This window comes from Polaromonas sp. P1_E3 (assembly GCF_056405935.1).
The window spans coordinates 35461-49657 of sequence record NZ_JBFUBD010000005.1; the positions used below are offsets into that span (position 1 = coordinate 35461).

Consider the following 14197-nt stretch of genomic DNA (forward strand, 5'->3'; position numbering starts at 1 on the left):
AACATCAAATCATCCATAACAAGGAAGCATCGATGAGCCCTGAACAACGCCTGCAGCAACTCGGCCTGATTCTTCCGCCGGTGAGCGTGCCGCGCGGTAACTTCGATGCCTGGGTGCTCGACGGCTCCACGCTGTACCTGTCGGGCAAGGGCTCGCCACTGCGGCAGGACCTGGCTGCTGTGCCCAAGGTCGGGCGCGAGATCAGCGCGCAGGAAGCCCGCAACCATGCCCACGAAGTCGGACTGAACCTGATTGCAACCATGAAAGCCGCCTTGGGCGAACTCTCGCGCGTGCGCCGTGTGGTCAAGCTGCTGGGCATGGTCAACGCAACACCCGATTTCATGGGACATACCGAAGTCATCAACGGCTGCTCTGACCTGCTGGTGCAGGTATTCGGCGAGGCTGGCCGCCATGCGCGCTCCGCAGTCGGTGTGGGCTCCCTGCCACGCGGTTTTGCGGTGGAAATCGAAGCCATCGTATCGGTCACGGAGTAACGGCATGCAAATGAATGAAATCCCCTTTGGTACCACCGACTGGTCGAACGTGGACCGCACCGAGCATTCCGCCCTGGAAGGCAAGGCCTTCTGGCGCACCCGCAAATTTGGCGATGTGCGCGTGCGCATGGTCGAGTACACGCCCGGCTATGTGTCGGACCACTGGTGCAGCAAAGGCCACATCCTGCTTTGCCTGGAAGGCGAGCTGCATACGGAGCTGGACAACGGCAGCGTGCACGTGTTGCTGCCTGGCATGAGCTACCAGGTGGCCGATGGCGCCGAAGCCCATCGTTCGACCTCGCCTTCGGGAGCCAAGCTGTTTATCGTGGACTGACCCGGCACGGGCTGTCTCTACCCCATACCGGCAAAGCGATTCACCGCAACGTCTTTTTTTTAGTGAAGTAGCGCTTTCAAATCGCCTCAGGACAACTTCATGCATATCGCCATTCTCACGTTTGACGGCTTCAACGAGCTGGACTCCCTCATTGCTTACGGCATGCTGAGCCGCATTTCGCTGCGGGGCGACGCCGGCTGGAAAGTCAGCATTGCCAGCCCCACCCAGCGGGTGACGTCCATGAACGGTCTCACCATCGATGCGCATATCACCCTGAAAGAAGCCAACCAGGCCGACGCAGTACTGATAGGCAGCGGAATGAGGACGCGTGAAGTTGCCAACGACACATCCATCCTCAGCCAGCTGCAGCTCAATCCGCAAAGGCAGCTCATCGCGGCGCAGTGTTCCGGCACCTTTTTGCTCGCCAAACTGGGGCTCATCGGCCAGATGCCGGCTTGCACGGACCTGACCAGCAAGCCCTGGGTGCAGGCGGCCGGGGTAAGCATCCTGAACCAGGCCTTCTTCGCGAGGGGCAACCTGGCAACCGCGGGCGGCTGCATGTCCGCCCAATACATTTCCGCATGGCTGATTGCCCGGCTGAAAGGCATTGACGAAGCCCGCGAGGTGCTGCACTACTTTGCCCCGGTCGGGGAAAAAGAAGAATACGTCTCACGGGGGCTTGCGCACCTGCAAGCGAATTTGCAAGAGCAGCAAATGATGCCGGAGGCCTCCAGCGCGTCGTCGTGACGATAGCGGAGCCAAACTGATGGACGTGACGCCGGAAACCCCCGAACAAACACGCAAACGGCTTTTGCGCGTGATGGCGCACGCGCGCGTGGATGTGCTGCCGGGCGATTACACATTTGCCGAATTCCCCCTGGCGCAGTTTCCTGCACATCTGCTGGCACACCCCGCCATCGAAGCGCTCGCTTTGGTACGTGACCATGCAGTCTGGAGCGCGCTGGTGCCCGCACCTGCGTCAGCACAAGCCGAAGACCGCTATGCCGTGGTGTGCCTGCATTTCGCGCCCGATATTCCCAACAGCGGCTTTGTAGGCTGGCTCGCCAGCGAGTTCAAGCAGCAGCTGGGAACGGGGGTGTTTGTCGTCTGCGGGCATCACGCGGCCGACGGCGGCGTCTTTGACTACTGGGGAATTCCGGGAAGCATTGCGCCACAGGCCGTCAGCCTGATTCACGCCATGCAGGCGCGGGGAAGGGGTGCAGAATGAACGCGTTGATTTATCCTGCCGCCGGCCGCCACCGGCAGCGCTTTAGCTAATGACTTGCAGAAGTTTTTGTGACCAGGCTTGTCTTTGACAGCCCATCAGGAGAGTGAAATGGAATGGACCCAAGCGCAGCGCGCCAAAAAAATGAACCCCTCGGTGATCCGCGAGATCCTCAAGGTCACCGAAAAGCCCGGCATCATCAGCTTTGCCGGCGGCCTGCCGTCTCCCAAGACCTTTCCGGTTGCCGCCTTCCGTGAAGCCTGCGACAAGGTGCTGCGCGAAGACGGCCATGCGGCGCTGCAGTACGCAGCCAGTGAAGGCTACGCACCGCTGCGCGAGATGGTCGCCGCCATGCTGCCCTGGAAGGTCGACCCGGCGCAGGTTCTGATCACCACCGGCTCGCAGCAGGGCCTGGACCTGATCGCCAAAATCCTGATCGACGCCGGCAGCCGCGTGCTGGTGGAAACGCCTACCTACCTCGGTGCGCTGCAGGCCTTCACACCGATGGAGCCCGAAGTGATCGGGGTCGCCAGCGATGACGAAGGCGTGGACATCGCCGACCTGACCCGCAAAGCCGCCGGTGCGCGTTTCTTTTACGTGCTGCCCAATTTCCAGAACCCGACCGGCCGCACCATGACCGAGGCACGCCGCGCCGCACTGAGCGCCGAAGCCGCGCGCCTGGGCCTGCCCATTGTTGAGGACAACCCTTATGGCGACCTGTGGTTTGACACGCCGCCGCCGCTGCCGCTCACGGCGCGCAACCCGGAGGGCTGCGTCTACATGGGTTCCTTTTCCAAAATCCTGGCACCCGGCTTGCGGCTGGGCTTCATGGTCGCGCCCAAATCGCTTTATCCCAAGCTGCTGCAGGCCAAGCAGGCAGCCGACCTGCACACGCCCGGCTTCAACCAGCGCATGGTGGTCGAGACCATGAAAAACAATTTCCTGGACCGCCATGTGCCGACCATACGCGCGCTCTACAAATCGCAGCGTGACGCGATGCTGGCCGCGATGCAACGCGACATGCCCGAGGGCGTGAGCTGGAACACGCCGGCCGGCGGCATGTTTTTGTGGGTGCGCCTGCCTGAGGGCATGAACGCCATCGACCTGCTGCCCAAGGCGGTTGAGCGCAACGTGGCCTTTGTGCCAGGCTGGGCTTTTTATGCAGACCATGCCGACGCCCGCACCCTGCGACTGTCCTTCGTCACCTCCAGTGCGGAGCAGATCAATATCGGCATCGCCGCACTGGCGGCGGCCATCCGTGAGCAATTGCCCGCGGGCGTTCCCGAAAAACTGCGCGCCGCATGATGGAGACCGGCACGTTGTCGCTGTTCCTGTTGGCGGTGCTGGCGCTTTTCATGTCGCCGGGCCCCAACATGGCCTTTGTGCTGTCGCATGGCGTGGCGCATGGCACGCGGGGCGGCTTTGCGGCGGCCCTGGGCATCTCGGCGGCAGACCTGATCCATACACTGTGCGCCGCCACCGGCGTGACAGCACTGGTGGCGGCCTGGCCGCCCTCCTTCGACCTGCTTCGCTATGCCGGTGCGCTGTATTTGCTGTGGCTCGCACGGCAGGCCTTGCGGCCGGCCGGTGCACCCAGCCAGGCGCAAAGCCCCTCTGCGGGCTTTGGGCGCATCGTGCGCATGGCGTTGCTGAACAATCTTGTGAATCCGAAAGCACTGCTGTTCTTCATGGTGTTTCTGCCGCAGTTTGTCGACCCGGCGCAAGGCCATGTCACGCTGCAGTTGCTGCTGCTGGGGGTCATCTTGTCTGCGATGGCGCTGGTGTTCAACACCCTGCTGGGCGCCTTCAGCGGGCAAATTGGGCGCCGGTTGCAGGCACACCCCGGCGCGGCAAAATTCCAGCGCGGCTTGCTGGCCTTTGCCATGGCGGGGCTCGCACTGCGGCTGCTTTTACTCGACCGGCCATCCAAAGGAATCTGATCCATGCTTCATCTCTGGGGACGCATCAGTTCCATCAATGTTCGCAAGGTGGTGTGGGTCGCGCAAGAACTGGGTCTAACCCTGCAGCGCACCGACGCCGGCGGCCAGTTCGGCATCGTCAGGGAGGCCGAGTACCGGCGAAAGAACCCCAACGCACTGGTGCCGCTGCTGGAAGACGGCGATACCAGGATATGGGAATCCAACGTCATCGTGCGCTACCTGTGTGCCAGGCATTCGCATGGGGACTTTTATCCCGCCGGGCTGCCGGAACGTTTCGCCGCCGAGCAATGGATGGACTGGCAGCAGACCACCTTCAACCCGGCCGGGCGCAGCGCATTCATCCAGTGGATCCGAACCCCGGCGGCGCAACGCGATGAGGTGCTAATCGCGCAGTCGGTGGCCGCCACAGAGCCACTGCTGTCCCTGCTGGATGCCCATCTGGCCACCCGGGCTTTCATCGGGGGCGAACGCTTCGGCATCGCAGACATCCCGCTGGCCTGCGAAATGCACCGCTGGTTCGGCCTGCCACAGCCCCGTGCCGTGCGGCCGCACCTGGATCGCTGGTACCAGACCATCCTGGCACGTCCCGCCACGCGCGGCGTGCTGGACCTGCCCTTGTCATAAATCTTCAAACCACCCTGAAAAACCGAGAACCCCATGAAGCAGCGCGCATTCAAGCAAGTCGACGTCTTCACACCCACCCCTTACTTCGGCAACCCCCTGGCCGTGGTCATCGACGGCAGCGGCCTGGACGACGCCGCCATGCAGCGCTTTGCCAAATGGACCAACCTTTCCGAAACGACTTTCCTGCTGCCGCCCACAGACGCCACGGCTGATTACAGCGTCCGCATCTTCACGCCCGGCGGCGAACTGCCTTTTGCCGGCCACCCCACGCTGGGCAGTTGCCACAGCTGGCTGGAGAACGGTGGGCAACCGCGCAGCAAAGACTTTATCGTGCAGGAGTGCAAAGTAGGCCTGGTGAAGATTCGCCGCGAGACTGGCACAAAGCGCCTCGCTTTTGCCGCGCCGGCCCTCAAGCGCTCCGCGCCCAGCCCCGCGTTGCTGGCCCAGGTTGCCGGCGCACTGGGGATTAAAGCGACGAGTATCCTGGCCGCCCAATGCCTGGACAACGGCCCCCTGTGGCTGGGCCTGCTGCTCGACACGCCCGAAACCGTGCTGCAACTGACGCCCGACCACAAGGCGCTCATGAAACTGGGCACCAAAGTCGGCGTGGTGGCGCGCTACCCGCATGAGGACACGGCGCCGCTGATCGCACGCGCCAACCGCGAGGCAAAAGCTTTTGCAGCTTCCGCGCCTGAAGCGGCCCCGGATTTCGAAGTGCGTGCATTCGCCGCCCCCATCGGCGTCGATGAAGACCCTGTCACGGGCAGCCTCAATGCCAGCCTGGCCCAGTGGCTGATTGCCGAAGGCCATGCGCCCGAACGCTACACCGCGTCGCAAGGTGTTTGCCTTGATCGCGCCGGCCAGGTGCATATCGAGCGCGATGCGGCCGGCCAGGTCTGGGTGGGCGGCGAATCGGTAACCTGCATAGACGGAAGCGTGACGCTCTAAAGGCTCATCATGGAAACCACCGCCGCATCCATACCGCTGGCCTCGCAGGTCGACCACCTCGTGGTGGTGGCGGCCAGCCTCGCCGAAGGCGTGCTGTGGTGCGAACGCGTGCTGGGCATCACGCCCGGGCCGGGCGGCGAGCATCCGCTGATGGGCACGCACAACCGGCTCTTCACAGTGGCCTCGCCGGCCTTTCCACGCGCCTATTTCGAAATCATTGCAATCAACCCGGACAAGCCAACCCCGCGTACGGCACCGGCCAGGCGCTGGTTTGACCTGGATGATCATGAGTTGCAGTTGCGGCTGAGCAAGACCGGCCCGCAGCTCGCGCACTTTGTTGCCTCGACGCCCCGTGTGAGCGCGGCGGTGCGCGCGCTTTCCCGCCTGGGGCTGGACCGCGGTGAGGCGCTGGACGTCTCGCGCATGACGCCGCAAGGCCAGCTCAGCTGGAAAATTACCGTGCGTGAAGATGGCCAGAGGCTGTTTTACGGTGCGTTGCCCACGCTGATCCAGTGGGGCGACGTGCATCCGGCCGATGGCATGCAGCCCTCAGGCGTCACGCTGCAATCGCTGCACGCCAGCCACCCGCGCCCCGACGCATTGCGCGGCGGCTACGAGGCCATAGGGCTGGCCGGCGTAGGCCTCTCGCAAGGCCCGCCCAATCTCATCGCCACGCTGCAAACGCCGCGCGGCCTCGTCACCCTGGAATCCAAAGGAGCATAGGTCCTATGAATACTATTTTTGCAAGATGCGTTGCGAGTCAAAAAGGCCTTGAGCAAGGCGCAAAACGCAGGCGGGGTGAACCCCGTCAAGGCTTTGCAACGCCGCGCAAGGCCTTTTTGATCGCAACCCGGAGGGAATGGGGTGAAAACGGCGCCACTCGGCGTTGCGCTCCTAGCCCAGACACCCGGTCTGGGCGTCGTCGCGCGCCTTGATTGGCGCCGTTTTCACCCCATTCGCATTTGCAAAAATAGTATTCATAGGACCTATATGTTGACGTCCACCGAACTCGCCTGGTTTGCCCTCGCCGCATTGGTGCTCGTGCTCACACCCGGGCCCAACATGATCTACTGCATCTCACGCACGCTGTGCCAGGGCCGCAGCGCCGGCCTGGTGTCGCTGGGCGGCGTGGCGCTGGGTTTTGTGGTGCACCTGCTGGCTGCATCTTTCGGTCTGACGGCGCTGCTGCTGGCCGTACCGCTGGCATTTGACGCGATCAAGATCGCCGGCGCGGCTTACCTGCTCTGGATGGCCTGGCAGGCCGTCAAGCCAGGCGGCCTCGCTCCTTTTGAAACGCGCGAGCTCCCGCACGACCCGCCGCGCACGCTCTTCCTCATGGGCTTCATGACCAATCTGCTCAATCCCAAGGTGGCGATGTTTTACCTCTCGTTCTTCCCGCAGTTCCTGCACCCCGAGCGCGGTGACCTGCTGCTGCAAAGCCTGACGCTGGGCGCGGTGCAGATCAGCGTCAGCACCGGCGTGAACACTGTGTTGATCTGCTTTGCCGCTGCGATTGCCGGTTTCCTGAACCGCAACATCAGCTGGATGCGCGTGCAGCGCTATGTGATGGGAACGGTGCTGGGCCTCCTGGCGCTGCGCCTGCTGGCTGAAAAGCGGGTGGCTGCATGAGCCGCCGGGCCGTTCCCAAGGCGAATACCGCAGCTCGCAGAGCGGAGGTCACCCCCATGAGCCGCCGGGCCGTTCCCAAGGCGAATACCGCAGCTCGCAGAGCGGAGGCCAGCCAATGAGCGCCGTACTCGACCACCCCCTTGGTCTGGAGAACAACATGCTGCCATCGCTGCAGGAGATAGAAGACGCCGCGCGCGTCGTCTACCGCGAATTCCAGGCCACGCCGCAATACCGCTGGGGCCTCTCCAGCCAACGGCTGGGCACCGACTGCTGGATCAAGCACGAGAACCACACACCGGTGGGCGCATTCAAGTTGCGCGGCGGGCTCACTTACTTTGACGGGCTGAAACAGCGCGGCGAAATGCCGCAAGAAGTCATCAGCGCCACGCGCGGCAATCACGGCCAGAGCATTGGCTGGGCTGCCCGTGCGCACGGCGTGCCCTGCACCATCGTGGTTCCACACGGCAACTCGGTGGAGAAAAACGCCGCCATGCGCGCGCTCGGCGTGACGCTGATCGAACAAGGGGAAGACTTCCAGGAAAGCCGCGAATTCGCCACCAGGCTGGCTGGCGAGCGCAATGCCCACATGGTGCCCAGTTTTCACAGGGACCTGCTGCGCGGCGTCAGCACCTATTGGTGGGAGTTCATGCTGGCAGTGCCGCAGCTTGATGTCGTCTATGTACCCATCGGCCAGGGCTCGGGCGCCTGCTCGGCCATTGCGGCCAAGCTTGCCCTGGGCCGCAAGCTGCGCATCGTGGGCGTGGTCAGCACCCACGCCACCACCTATGCCGACTCGCTGGCCGCCGGCCGGGTGGTGGAAGCGCCCGTCACCACGCGACTGGCCGATGGCATGGCCTGCCGCGTCGCCGACCCGGCAGCGCTGGCTGTTCTGCTGCCGCACCTGGAGCGGATCGTGAAGGTCAGTGACGACGAAGTCGCCCAGGCCATGCGCGACCTCTACACCGACACCCACAATGCAGCTGAAGGCGCCGGTGCGGCCAGCTTTGCGGCGGCCATGCAGGAGCGCAGGCAACTCAAGGGCCTGGTGGTCGGCACCACGCTGTGCGGCGGCAATGTGGACCGGACCGTATTTGCCGATGTCCTGTCGGGATCTCAGTCCTGACCTGGCTGTCAATTTCCTGCCCGCTCGGGGAGGTCAGGCACCGAGCCAAGCGTTCAGCGCAGGTCTTTTTCAGGCGGTCCCGGAAGATGCATCTGGCTTGGCGCACGCCTCGTCCGCTGGCAGCGCGAACCGTGGCGCCAGCGCTGCCACCGTTCGCAACACGGGAACCGGAACCAGCCTGAACAGCGGGGCAAGACGGCGGAACGGCACACGCGCTTTCAGTATGGCGCCGTAATCACAGGAATCCTCGTGCGGGAAGTAGTTCTCGCGGATGGCAACGATCGTCTTCATGCCCTTGCCATGGTAATAACGCAACTGGGGATCAATGGGCAGCCCTGACCTTGTAGTCCGTGCGTAGGTTTCAACAGGCACATCCGGGTGACGCTGCAGGTAACGTTTGAGTCCGGGCATGGGTGAACCCAGGAATATCTCGCTGTACCCGCGTTTGAGCAGATAAAGGTAGTAAAACGCCACAAGCTGCGCAGCGGCGCGGGGCTCCACGCTGGTGAGGCTGATGCCGAACATGCATCGCGTCCGTCCCCGTTGCGAAGATTCCCCCGCGAACCGGCTGTCCAGGTTCGCACTTTGCGCCCAGCTGCCTGGCGCGGTCCACTCCGCATCGTGCGTGGGCTTGGTAAAGACGGAGGCAAGCAGTTCGCCGGTCCGGGTGCAGAATGCGCCACCGCAAAGGTCGGGATGCGCCTCGATTCTCAAGCGGAAGTCCGCACTATTGGCCGCCTGATCGGCCGTCCATTGCCTGCGCTCGAGATCCAGCAATGCGGGGATGTCGCCCACTCGCAGGAAGCGGGTCGTGAAGCGGCGTTTTGGGTATGCCAAGGCTCTGGTCAAAACGGGTTCCTTTTGTATGGAGTTGACGCGGCGCAGGCTCATTCAGGCGGCCGGGTGGCAAGTGCATCGCCTGCCATCCCGGGGCATGGCCTCGTGGATGCACTGGCGCACGCCTGTCAGAAGCCACAGGCCCACGACATGCGGCACCGGTCCAAAGAACCCGCTGAGGAAGATGCTGCTTTTCAGATTGACGACTTCGTGCCACCAGCCCTTCGGAACATGGATGGCGTCACCTGGGTGAAGGTCGGCCACAAAAAGGGATTTTTCCGGCAACCTGGCGCGGGCAAGATCCTGGATCCCGATATCCGCCAGTCGCGCCCATCGGTCGTACTTTGAAGACAGGGCGCTTTGTGACTCAACAATACCGGGCCGCGCCAGATAAAACCGTTTGGCACCGCGGAGCAGGACAGCCAGGTTGTCCAGCAAGTCATGGTGCAGGCCAGTGTGGGCGCCTTGCGGTCCAATCCATGCGCTGCTGGCGAGGTACTGGTGTGGCGGAAGCAACGCGCGCGTATCCACATCTTTTCGAAGTTCGGGAAATTCATTGAGAAGATCGAACTCTTTCAGATACGCGGCCTTGGCGCCGCTTTCCGGGATCGGCCCGCTCGACGCCAGACCTCCAACGTATTGGCTAAAGGTCGACTGGGTGAATCCTGTTTCATCCAGCTCCCGATTGCCGACAACAAGTTTCACGGGGCGGTCTGCGCCCTGTCTTGCGAGGAAGTCGAATGTCCAGCGATGTGTGGCGGGCCACTGCGAGGCGGCGCCACGCATCACGCAGGGAGCCTGCGCATTCCGGGTCACGATGCGCGGGCCATGACATTCATCAACAGGCGTGAGAAGGCGGTTGTCGATGTCTGGAATCATTGGCATTCATGGCGTGACCATGCAAGCATGGGGCATGCACATTGCAATTGCGTGACAAGCCGTTTCCAGGTGGGTTATTGTTTCGCCGGTCGCGCGTGCGACTGGCACGCAGTCTGCGATTCGTCACAATTTGCCCATGGGAACCCTCTACCTCGTGCGCCACGGCCAGGCCTCGTTTGGCGAAGACGACTACGACGTGCTCAGCCCCATGGGGCGCCAGCAAAGCGTGCGCCTGGGGGAATACTTCAAGTACAAGGGCATCACATTCGACGCAGCCTTCACCGGAACGCTGCAGCGCCAGGTGAATACCTTTGCGGGGATTTGCGAGGGTATGGGCGCTCCCATGCAGGCCGAGCAGCGGCCCGGCCTGAACGAATACGACAGCCATGCCGTGATTGGCGCCATTTACCCGCACAAGCTCGAAAAGCCGGCGACACCGGAGGAATACCGCAGTCACTTCCGCCTGCTGCGCGACGGCCTGGCGCAGTGGATGGCCGGCGTGGTAAGCCCCAAGGGCATGCCGGGCTACACCGAGTTCGTGGGGGGCGTCACCTCTGTACTGGACCACATTCGCGGCAGCTATACCGGCAATGTGTTGCTGGTTTCCAGCGGCGGGCCCATCTCGACCGCCGTGGGCCATGTACTGGGCACCAGCCCTGAAACCACGATAGAGCTCAACTTGCGCATACGCAACTGCTCACTCACCGAATTCGCCTTTACCCCCAAGCGGCACATGCTGGTGACCTACAACACCCTGCCGCACCTGGATGCGCCCGAACACGCAAGCTGGGTCACTTACGCCTGACGGGCGCCCTGCAGCCGGCTTCGTGGTTTTTCCGCCATTGCCGGATTGGGCACAAGCAAAGATACTTTGCGGCAGCATGACCGCCGCCCTGATGCCCAGCCTTCGTCCTGTCGGAATTCATTTTCACGGTGAAACTGCGGGCGCACTGGCAGCAGCCACCTACAGCTTCCTGGTGCAGCTGGAGAGGCTCGGGCTGCAGGACGCGGTCGAAACCAAAGAAATTTCCCCCGGCGGTGCCGCCGCAAGAAGCTTTTGCCTGCCGGACGGCCTTGCCGCGCAATGGGCGCCCGGCCTGGACACCCTGGGTCTGGCGCAGCGGCTACAGCTGGACACGCTGAACAGCAGCGACGACCTTGAGCGCGAGATTCTTCTGGCCATGCTGCTCAGCCCGGTCGCTTTTGAGTTTCCCAGCCATGCGGAGCTGGTATCGGCCGTGCGCATACGCCGCAATATCGTGCTGGCCGCGCGCAAGACGGCCCTGGAATTCCACACGACCGAAGTCAACCGGCCGGAGGACTGCTGGACCTACTCGGAAGACGCGGGTTTTACCGTCAGACCCGGCCACGCGCTGATCCCCGCCCTGGAAAAAGCCACCCAGCCCGAGGCCTCGGGCAAGCTGTATTCCTTTTCCTGCTACCGCGCGACCGAATACGTGATCCTGCTGGCCATCGCCCAGGAACTCGAAAACTGCAACCCGGCCTTGCTGGCCGCGCTGCAGCAGCGCTGGGAGCGCCGCGCCATCATGTCGGGCAAATTCCACGACGTGTTCCTGCGCGAGTACGGCACGATGGACCAGCCGCTGCCGCCGAAGTACTACGTGCCCGGCGACCGCCTGTGGTTTCGCAACCCCGATGAACATTCCTCGGATGTTTCGGGTTATGAGGGTTCGTGGGTGTTCTACATCGGCAACGGCTTGTTCACCAACTTCTGGAAACGCGAGCAACCCTACACGCTGACGGCCAAATGCCTGGAACTGTTCCACTGGCGGCATGCCACCTACACCGACGAGGCGGGCGAGTTGCGCATCAACGAAAGCATCGTGGAGGCCGGGGTCAAGGCCTCCAGCGCCGACCCGGCCGAGACTGCGCGGATCCTGGACCTGATGCTGCGCATGCGCGAGCCCAAGGGCGTGTATGCATCGGGGGGTTGCATAGACACCTCGCGGGAACATCCCCGCTGGGTCTGCCCGGGCACCGCCGACATGGTGCTGCCGGCTGATTGACGCGATATTAATAGCGTCACCGCTACAAAATCAATAGCTGCTTGCGCCCACTCCACAAGGGCTACAGCCACTTTTCTCCTCAATCCATCGCGTCGGGAATCAGGAGCCTTTATTGCGGCTGGCTGCTGCTGACGCGCCAGACCGCGTTGCCCACATCGTCAGCCACCAGCAGCGCGCCGCGCCTGTCCATGGCAACACCCACCGGCCGGCCGTACGCATGCCCTTCAGCGCTCAGGAAACCCGTCAGGACATCCACCGGCAACCCGGCCGGCAAGCCCTGGCGAAACGGCACAAACACCACCTTGTACCCGCTGTGCGGGATGCGGTTCCAGGAACCGTGCTCACCGATGAAGGCCCCCGTGGCCAGTGACGCCGGCAGTGCGTTGCCTTCAGAAAACACCATGCCCAGCGGCGCGACATGGGAGCCCAGCGCGTAGTCTGGCGAAGCAGCCTGCGCCACCAGGTCCGGACGCGGTGGCTTCATGCGCTCGTCCACGTTCTGGCCGTAATAGCTGTAGGGCCAGCCGTAAAACGCGCCATCGCGCACCGATGTCAGGTAATCGGGTACCAGGTCACTGCCGATCTCGTCGCGCTCGTTCACCACCGTCCAGAGCGCGCCGCTGCCAGGCGCCCAGCCCATACCGTTGGGGTTGCGCAAGCCTGAGGCAAATACCCGGTGGCTGCCGGTTTTTGGGTCGACTTCCCAGATGGCGGCTCGGCCGGTTTCGGCTTCCATGCCGCGCTCCCCGACATTGCTGTTGGAGCCGACAGTGACATACAGCTTGCTGCCATCCGGGCTGGCAATGATGTTTTTGGTCCAGTGGTGGTTGATGGGGCCGGCGGGCAGGTCCACCACCTTGACGGGTTCGGCTGTGATGCGGGTCTGCCCCGGCTGGTAGGGAAAGCGCACCACGGCATCGGTATTGGCCACGTAAAAATCATTGCCTACCAGTGCCATGCCAAAGGGCGAGTTCAGCTTGTCCAGAAATACCGTGCGGACTTCAGCCCTGCCGTCGCCGTCCGCATCGCGCAGCAAGGTGATGCGGTTGGCGCTCGGCACGCCGGCGCCGGCACGCCCCATCACGAGTTTCATGGCCCAGCCCTTGATGCCCTTGCCGTCTTCGGGCTTGGGCGGCGCATTGCTTTCGGCGACCAGCACGTCGCCGTTGGGCAGTACATGCACCCAGCGCGGATGCTCCAGCCCGCTGGCCAATGGCGTGACGCCCAGTCCGGCGGCCGGCGTGGGCATGACACCTTCGGGCCAGCCTTTGGCCGGCGCGATGTTCACCGTCGGGAACAAGGTCTTGTTGGGTTTGGGCAGGGTTGGATTGGCTCCCATACCGGCCTCCGGCGGCAACAGGGCCGTGTCGCCGCACGCGGCCAGTGTGCAGGCCAGCACCGCGCACAACGCTGAAACACGCAAGGTACGTTGGCAGGTTGTTGATCGCATGGAACCCCCTGAAAAAAATGCCGGCAGTGCCGGCGCCCGCAAAGCGCGGGCCTTCGTCAGTGTGGGGGAGCGAGGCCGGCGCAGCTGTCAGTCGGCCGCGCCGGCCGTTGTCAGCGCCGGCCTTCCTGTTCAGCCCGGCAGCAGGGGCAGGTCAGCCTTTTTGAGGGTGCGCAGCACAAAGCTGGATTTGCTGTGGCGTATGCCCTTGATCTTGTAGAGCCGCTCGCGCAACAGGCGCTCGTAGTCCTTGGTGTCGTGCACCGCAATGCGCAAAAGGTAGTCGTACTCGCCGGACACCAGATAAGCCTCGACCACCTCGGGAATCGCCGCCAGCGTTTCGCCGAATTTCTCCAGCGTGTTGTCAGAGTGGCTGTCGAGTGTGACCTGCACCATCACCGTGTCGCCCAGGCCCAGCGCCTGCGCATTGAGCCGCACCGTGTAGCCCTCGATCACGCCGGCCTCCTCCATCTTCTTGATGCGGCCCCAGCAGGGCGAAGGGCTCAGGCCTACGGCCTGCCCGATGTCTTGCAGGCTGGTGCGCGCATCGGCCTGCAAAACCTGAAGGATTTTCCGGTCTAAAATGTCCATCCAGATAATTTATCTGAAAACTTGAGTTTTAGAGATTTTTTATCTGTTTTTCTCAGATTCAGCGGCAAATCAGGGAAATTATTCGGCCCCATCCCGGAG

At 63.2% G+C, this 14197-nt stretch carries 17 protein-coding genes; 13 read left to right on the forward strand and 4 right to left on the reverse strand.

The window, feature by feature from the left end; all coding sequences use genetic code 11:
• Positions 1-32: 32 nt before the first annotated feature.
• From AC1D0Z_RS02180 to AC1D0Z_RS02230, 11 genes are all read left to right on the forward strand, one after another.
• Entirely contained in the window at positions 33-494 is a 462-nt protein-coding gene (locus AC1D0Z_RS02180) for a RidA family protein (protein ID WP_477656601.1), read from the forward strand.
• Between the two features lie 4 nt (positions 495-498).
• Entirely contained in the window at positions 499-828 is a 330-nt protein-coding gene (locus AC1D0Z_RS02185) for a DHCW motif cupin fold protein (RefSeq protein WP_477656602.1), read from the forward strand.
• A 99-nt stretch (positions 829-927) separates the two neighbouring features.
• On the forward strand, positions 928-1575 hold the full coding sequence (locus AC1D0Z_RS02190) for a DJ-1/PfpI family protein (RefSeq protein WP_477656603.1): 648 nt from the start codon (positions 928-930) through the stop codon (positions 1573-1575).
• 19 nt (positions 1576-1594) lie between these two features.
• Positions 1595-2056 (forward strand): DUF6196 family protein, encoded by a 462-nt coding sequence (locus tag AC1D0Z_RS02195; protein ID WP_477656604.1) that lies wholly within the window; start codon positions 1595-1597, stop codon positions 2054-2056.
• A gap of 108 nt (positions 2057-2164) precedes the next feature.
• The gene (locus AC1D0Z_RS02200; RefSeq protein WP_477656605.1) at positions 2165-3358 is read left to right on the forward strand and encodes an aminotransferase-like domain-containing protein; all 1194 of its coding nucleotides are present in this window, start codon (positions 2165-2167) and stop codon (positions 3356-3358) included.
• A complete protein-coding gene (locus AC1D0Z_RS02205) occupies positions 3355-3993 on the forward strand; it encodes a LysE family translocator (protein ID WP_477656606.1) in 639 nt (212 codons plus the stop codon). The genes AC1D0Z_RS02200 and AC1D0Z_RS02205 overlap by 4 nt, the downstream gene beginning before the upstream one ends.
• 3 nt (positions 3994-3996) lie before the next feature.
• Positions 3997-4617, forward strand: coding sequence for a glutathione S-transferase family protein (locus AC1D0Z_RS02210; RefSeq protein WP_477656607.1), 621 nt, complete (start codon positions 3997-3999; stop codon positions 4615-4617).
• 33 nt (positions 4618-4650) lie between these two features.
• Positions 4651-5565 (forward strand): PhzF family phenazine biosynthesis protein, encoded by a 915-nt coding sequence (locus tag AC1D0Z_RS02215; protein ID WP_477656608.1) that lies wholly within the window; start codon positions 4651-4653, stop codon positions 5563-5565.
• A 9-nt stretch (positions 5566-5574) separates the two neighbouring features.
• The gene (locus AC1D0Z_RS02220; RefSeq protein ID WP_477656609.1) at positions 5575-6288 is read left to right on the forward strand and encodes a VOC family protein; all 714 of its coding nucleotides are present in this window, start codon (positions 5575-5577) and stop codon (positions 6286-6288) included.
• Positions 6289-6555: 267 nt separating this feature from the next.
• Positions 6556-7194 (forward strand): LysE family translocator, encoded by a 639-nt coding sequence (locus AC1D0Z_RS02225; protein WP_477656610.1) that lies wholly within the window; start codon positions 6556-6558, stop codon positions 7192-7194.
• Between the two features lie 115 nt (positions 7195-7309).
• Positions 7310-8317, forward strand: a complete 1008-nt coding sequence (locus AC1D0Z_RS02230) for a threonine dehydratase (RefSeq protein ID WP_477656611.1) — start codon at positions 7310-7312, stop codon at positions 8315-8317.
• Between the two features lie 69 nt (positions 8318-8386).
• On the opposite strand, the gene AC1D0Z_RS02235 is transcribed toward AC1D0Z_RS02230, so the two are convergent.
• Together AC1D0Z_RS02235 and AC1D0Z_RS02240 are read right to left on the reverse strand one after the other, a co-directional pair.
• On the reverse strand, positions 8387-9208 hold the full coding sequence (locus AC1D0Z_RS02235; protein ID WP_477656612.1) for a hypothetical protein: 822 nt from the start codon (positions 9206-9208) through the stop codon (positions 8387-8389).
• Positions 9209-10033 (reverse strand): cupin-like domain-containing protein, encoded by an 825-nt coding sequence (locus AC1D0Z_RS02240; protein WP_477656613.1) that lies wholly within the window; start codon positions 10031-10033, stop codon positions 9209-9211.
• Between the two features lie 136 nt (positions 10034-10169).
• Here AC1D0Z_RS02240 and AC1D0Z_RS02245 point away from each other — a divergent pair, with 136 nt between their 5' ends.
• Together AC1D0Z_RS02245 and AC1D0Z_RS02250 are read left to right on the forward strand one after the other, a co-directional pair.
• Complete coding sequence (locus tag AC1D0Z_RS02245) at positions 10170-10838, forward strand: histidine phosphatase family protein (protein WP_477656614.1); 669 nt, start codon at positions 10170-10172, stop codon at positions 10836-10838.
• Positions 10839-10914: 76 nt separating this feature from the next.
• A complete protein-coding gene (locus AC1D0Z_RS02250; protein WP_477656615.1) occupies positions 10915-12060 on the forward strand; it encodes a hypothetical protein in 1146 nt (381 codons plus the stop codon).
• 109 nt (positions 12061-12169) lie between these two features.
• Here the strand turns inward: AC1D0Z_RS02250 and AC1D0Z_RS02255 are convergent, their stop codons facing one another.
• The gene (locus AC1D0Z_RS02255; protein WP_477656616.1) at positions 12170-13510 is read right to left on the reverse strand and encodes a PQQ-dependent sugar dehydrogenase; all 1341 of its coding nucleotides are present in this window, start codon (positions 13508-13510) and stop codon (positions 12170-12172) included.
• 129 nt (positions 13511-13639) lie between these two features.
• Entirely contained in the window at positions 13640-14098 is a 459-nt protein-coding gene (locus AC1D0Z_RS02260) for an Lrp/AsnC family transcriptional regulator (protein WP_477656617.1), read from the reverse strand.
• Between the last annotated feature and the right edge of the window lie 99 nt (positions 14099-14197).

Excerpts from the sequence above, each read along its gene's own strand:
- AC1D0Z_RS02205 (WP_477656606.1), top strand. The coding sequence starts at position 3,355 with ATGATGGAGACCGGCACGTTGTCGCTGTTCCTGTTGGCGGTGCTGGCG.
- AC1D0Z_RS02195 (WP_477656604.1), top strand. The coding sequence starts at position 1,595 with ATGGACGTGACGCCGGAAACCCCCGAACAAACACGCAAACGGCTTTTG.
- AC1D0Z_RS02185 (WP_477656602.1), top strand. The coding sequence starts at position 499 with ATGCAAATGAATGAAATCCCCTTTGGTACCACCGACTGGTCGAACGTG.
- AC1D0Z_RS02220 (WP_477656609.1), top strand. The coding sequence starts at position 5,575 with ATGGAAACCACCGCCGCATCCATACCGCTGGCCTCGCAGGTCGACCAC.
- AC1D0Z_RS02240 (WP_477656613.1), bottom strand. The coding sequence starts at position 10,033 with ATGATTCCAGACATCGACAACCGCCTTCTCACGCCTGTTGATGAATGT.
- AC1D0Z_RS02200 (WP_477656605.1), top strand. The coding sequence starts at position 2,165 with ATGGAATGGACCCAAGCGCAGCGCGCCAAAAAAATGAACCCCTCGGTG.
- AC1D0Z_RS02215 (WP_477656608.1), top strand. The coding sequence starts at position 4,651 with ATGAAGCAGCGCGCATTCAAGCAAGTCGACGTCTTCACACCCACCCCT.
- AC1D0Z_RS02255 (WP_477656616.1), bottom strand. The coding sequence starts at position 13,510 with ATGCGATCAACAACCTGCCAACGTACCTTGCGTGTTTCAGCGTTGTGC.
- AC1D0Z_RS02190 (WP_477656603.1), top strand. The coding sequence starts at position 928 with ATGCATATCGCCATTCTCACGTTTGACGGCTTCAACGAGCTGGACTCC.
- AC1D0Z_RS02235 (WP_477656612.1), bottom strand. The coding sequence starts at position 9,208 with ATGAGCCTGCGCCGCGTCAACTCCATACAAAAGGAACCCGTTTTGACC.
- AC1D0Z_RS02250 (WP_477656615.1), top strand. The coding sequence starts at position 10,915 with ATGACCGCCGCCCTGATGCCCAGCCTTCGTCCTGTCGGAATTCATTTT.
- AC1D0Z_RS02210 (WP_477656607.1), top strand. The coding sequence starts at position 3,997 with ATGCTTCATCTCTGGGGACGCATCAGTTCCATCAATGTTCGCAAGGTG.
- AC1D0Z_RS02230 (WP_477656611.1), top strand. The coding sequence starts at position 7,310 with ATGAGCGCCGTACTCGACCACCCCCTTGGTCTGGAGAACAACATGCTG.
- AC1D0Z_RS02225 (WP_477656610.1), top strand. The coding sequence starts at position 6,556 with ATGTTGACGTCCACCGAACTCGCCTGGTTTGCCCTCGCCGCATTGGTG.
- AC1D0Z_RS02260 (WP_477656617.1), bottom strand. The coding sequence starts at position 14,098 with ATGGACATTTTAGACCGGAAAATCCTTCAGGTTTTGCAGGCCGATGCG.
- AC1D0Z_RS02180 (WP_477656601.1), top strand. The coding sequence starts at position 33 with ATGAGCCCTGAACAACGCCTGCAGCAACTCGGCCTGATTCTTCCGCCG.
- AC1D0Z_RS02245 (WP_477656614.1), top strand. The coding sequence starts at position 10,170 with ATGGGAACCCTCTACCTCGTGCGCCACGGCCAGGCCTCGTTTGGCGAA.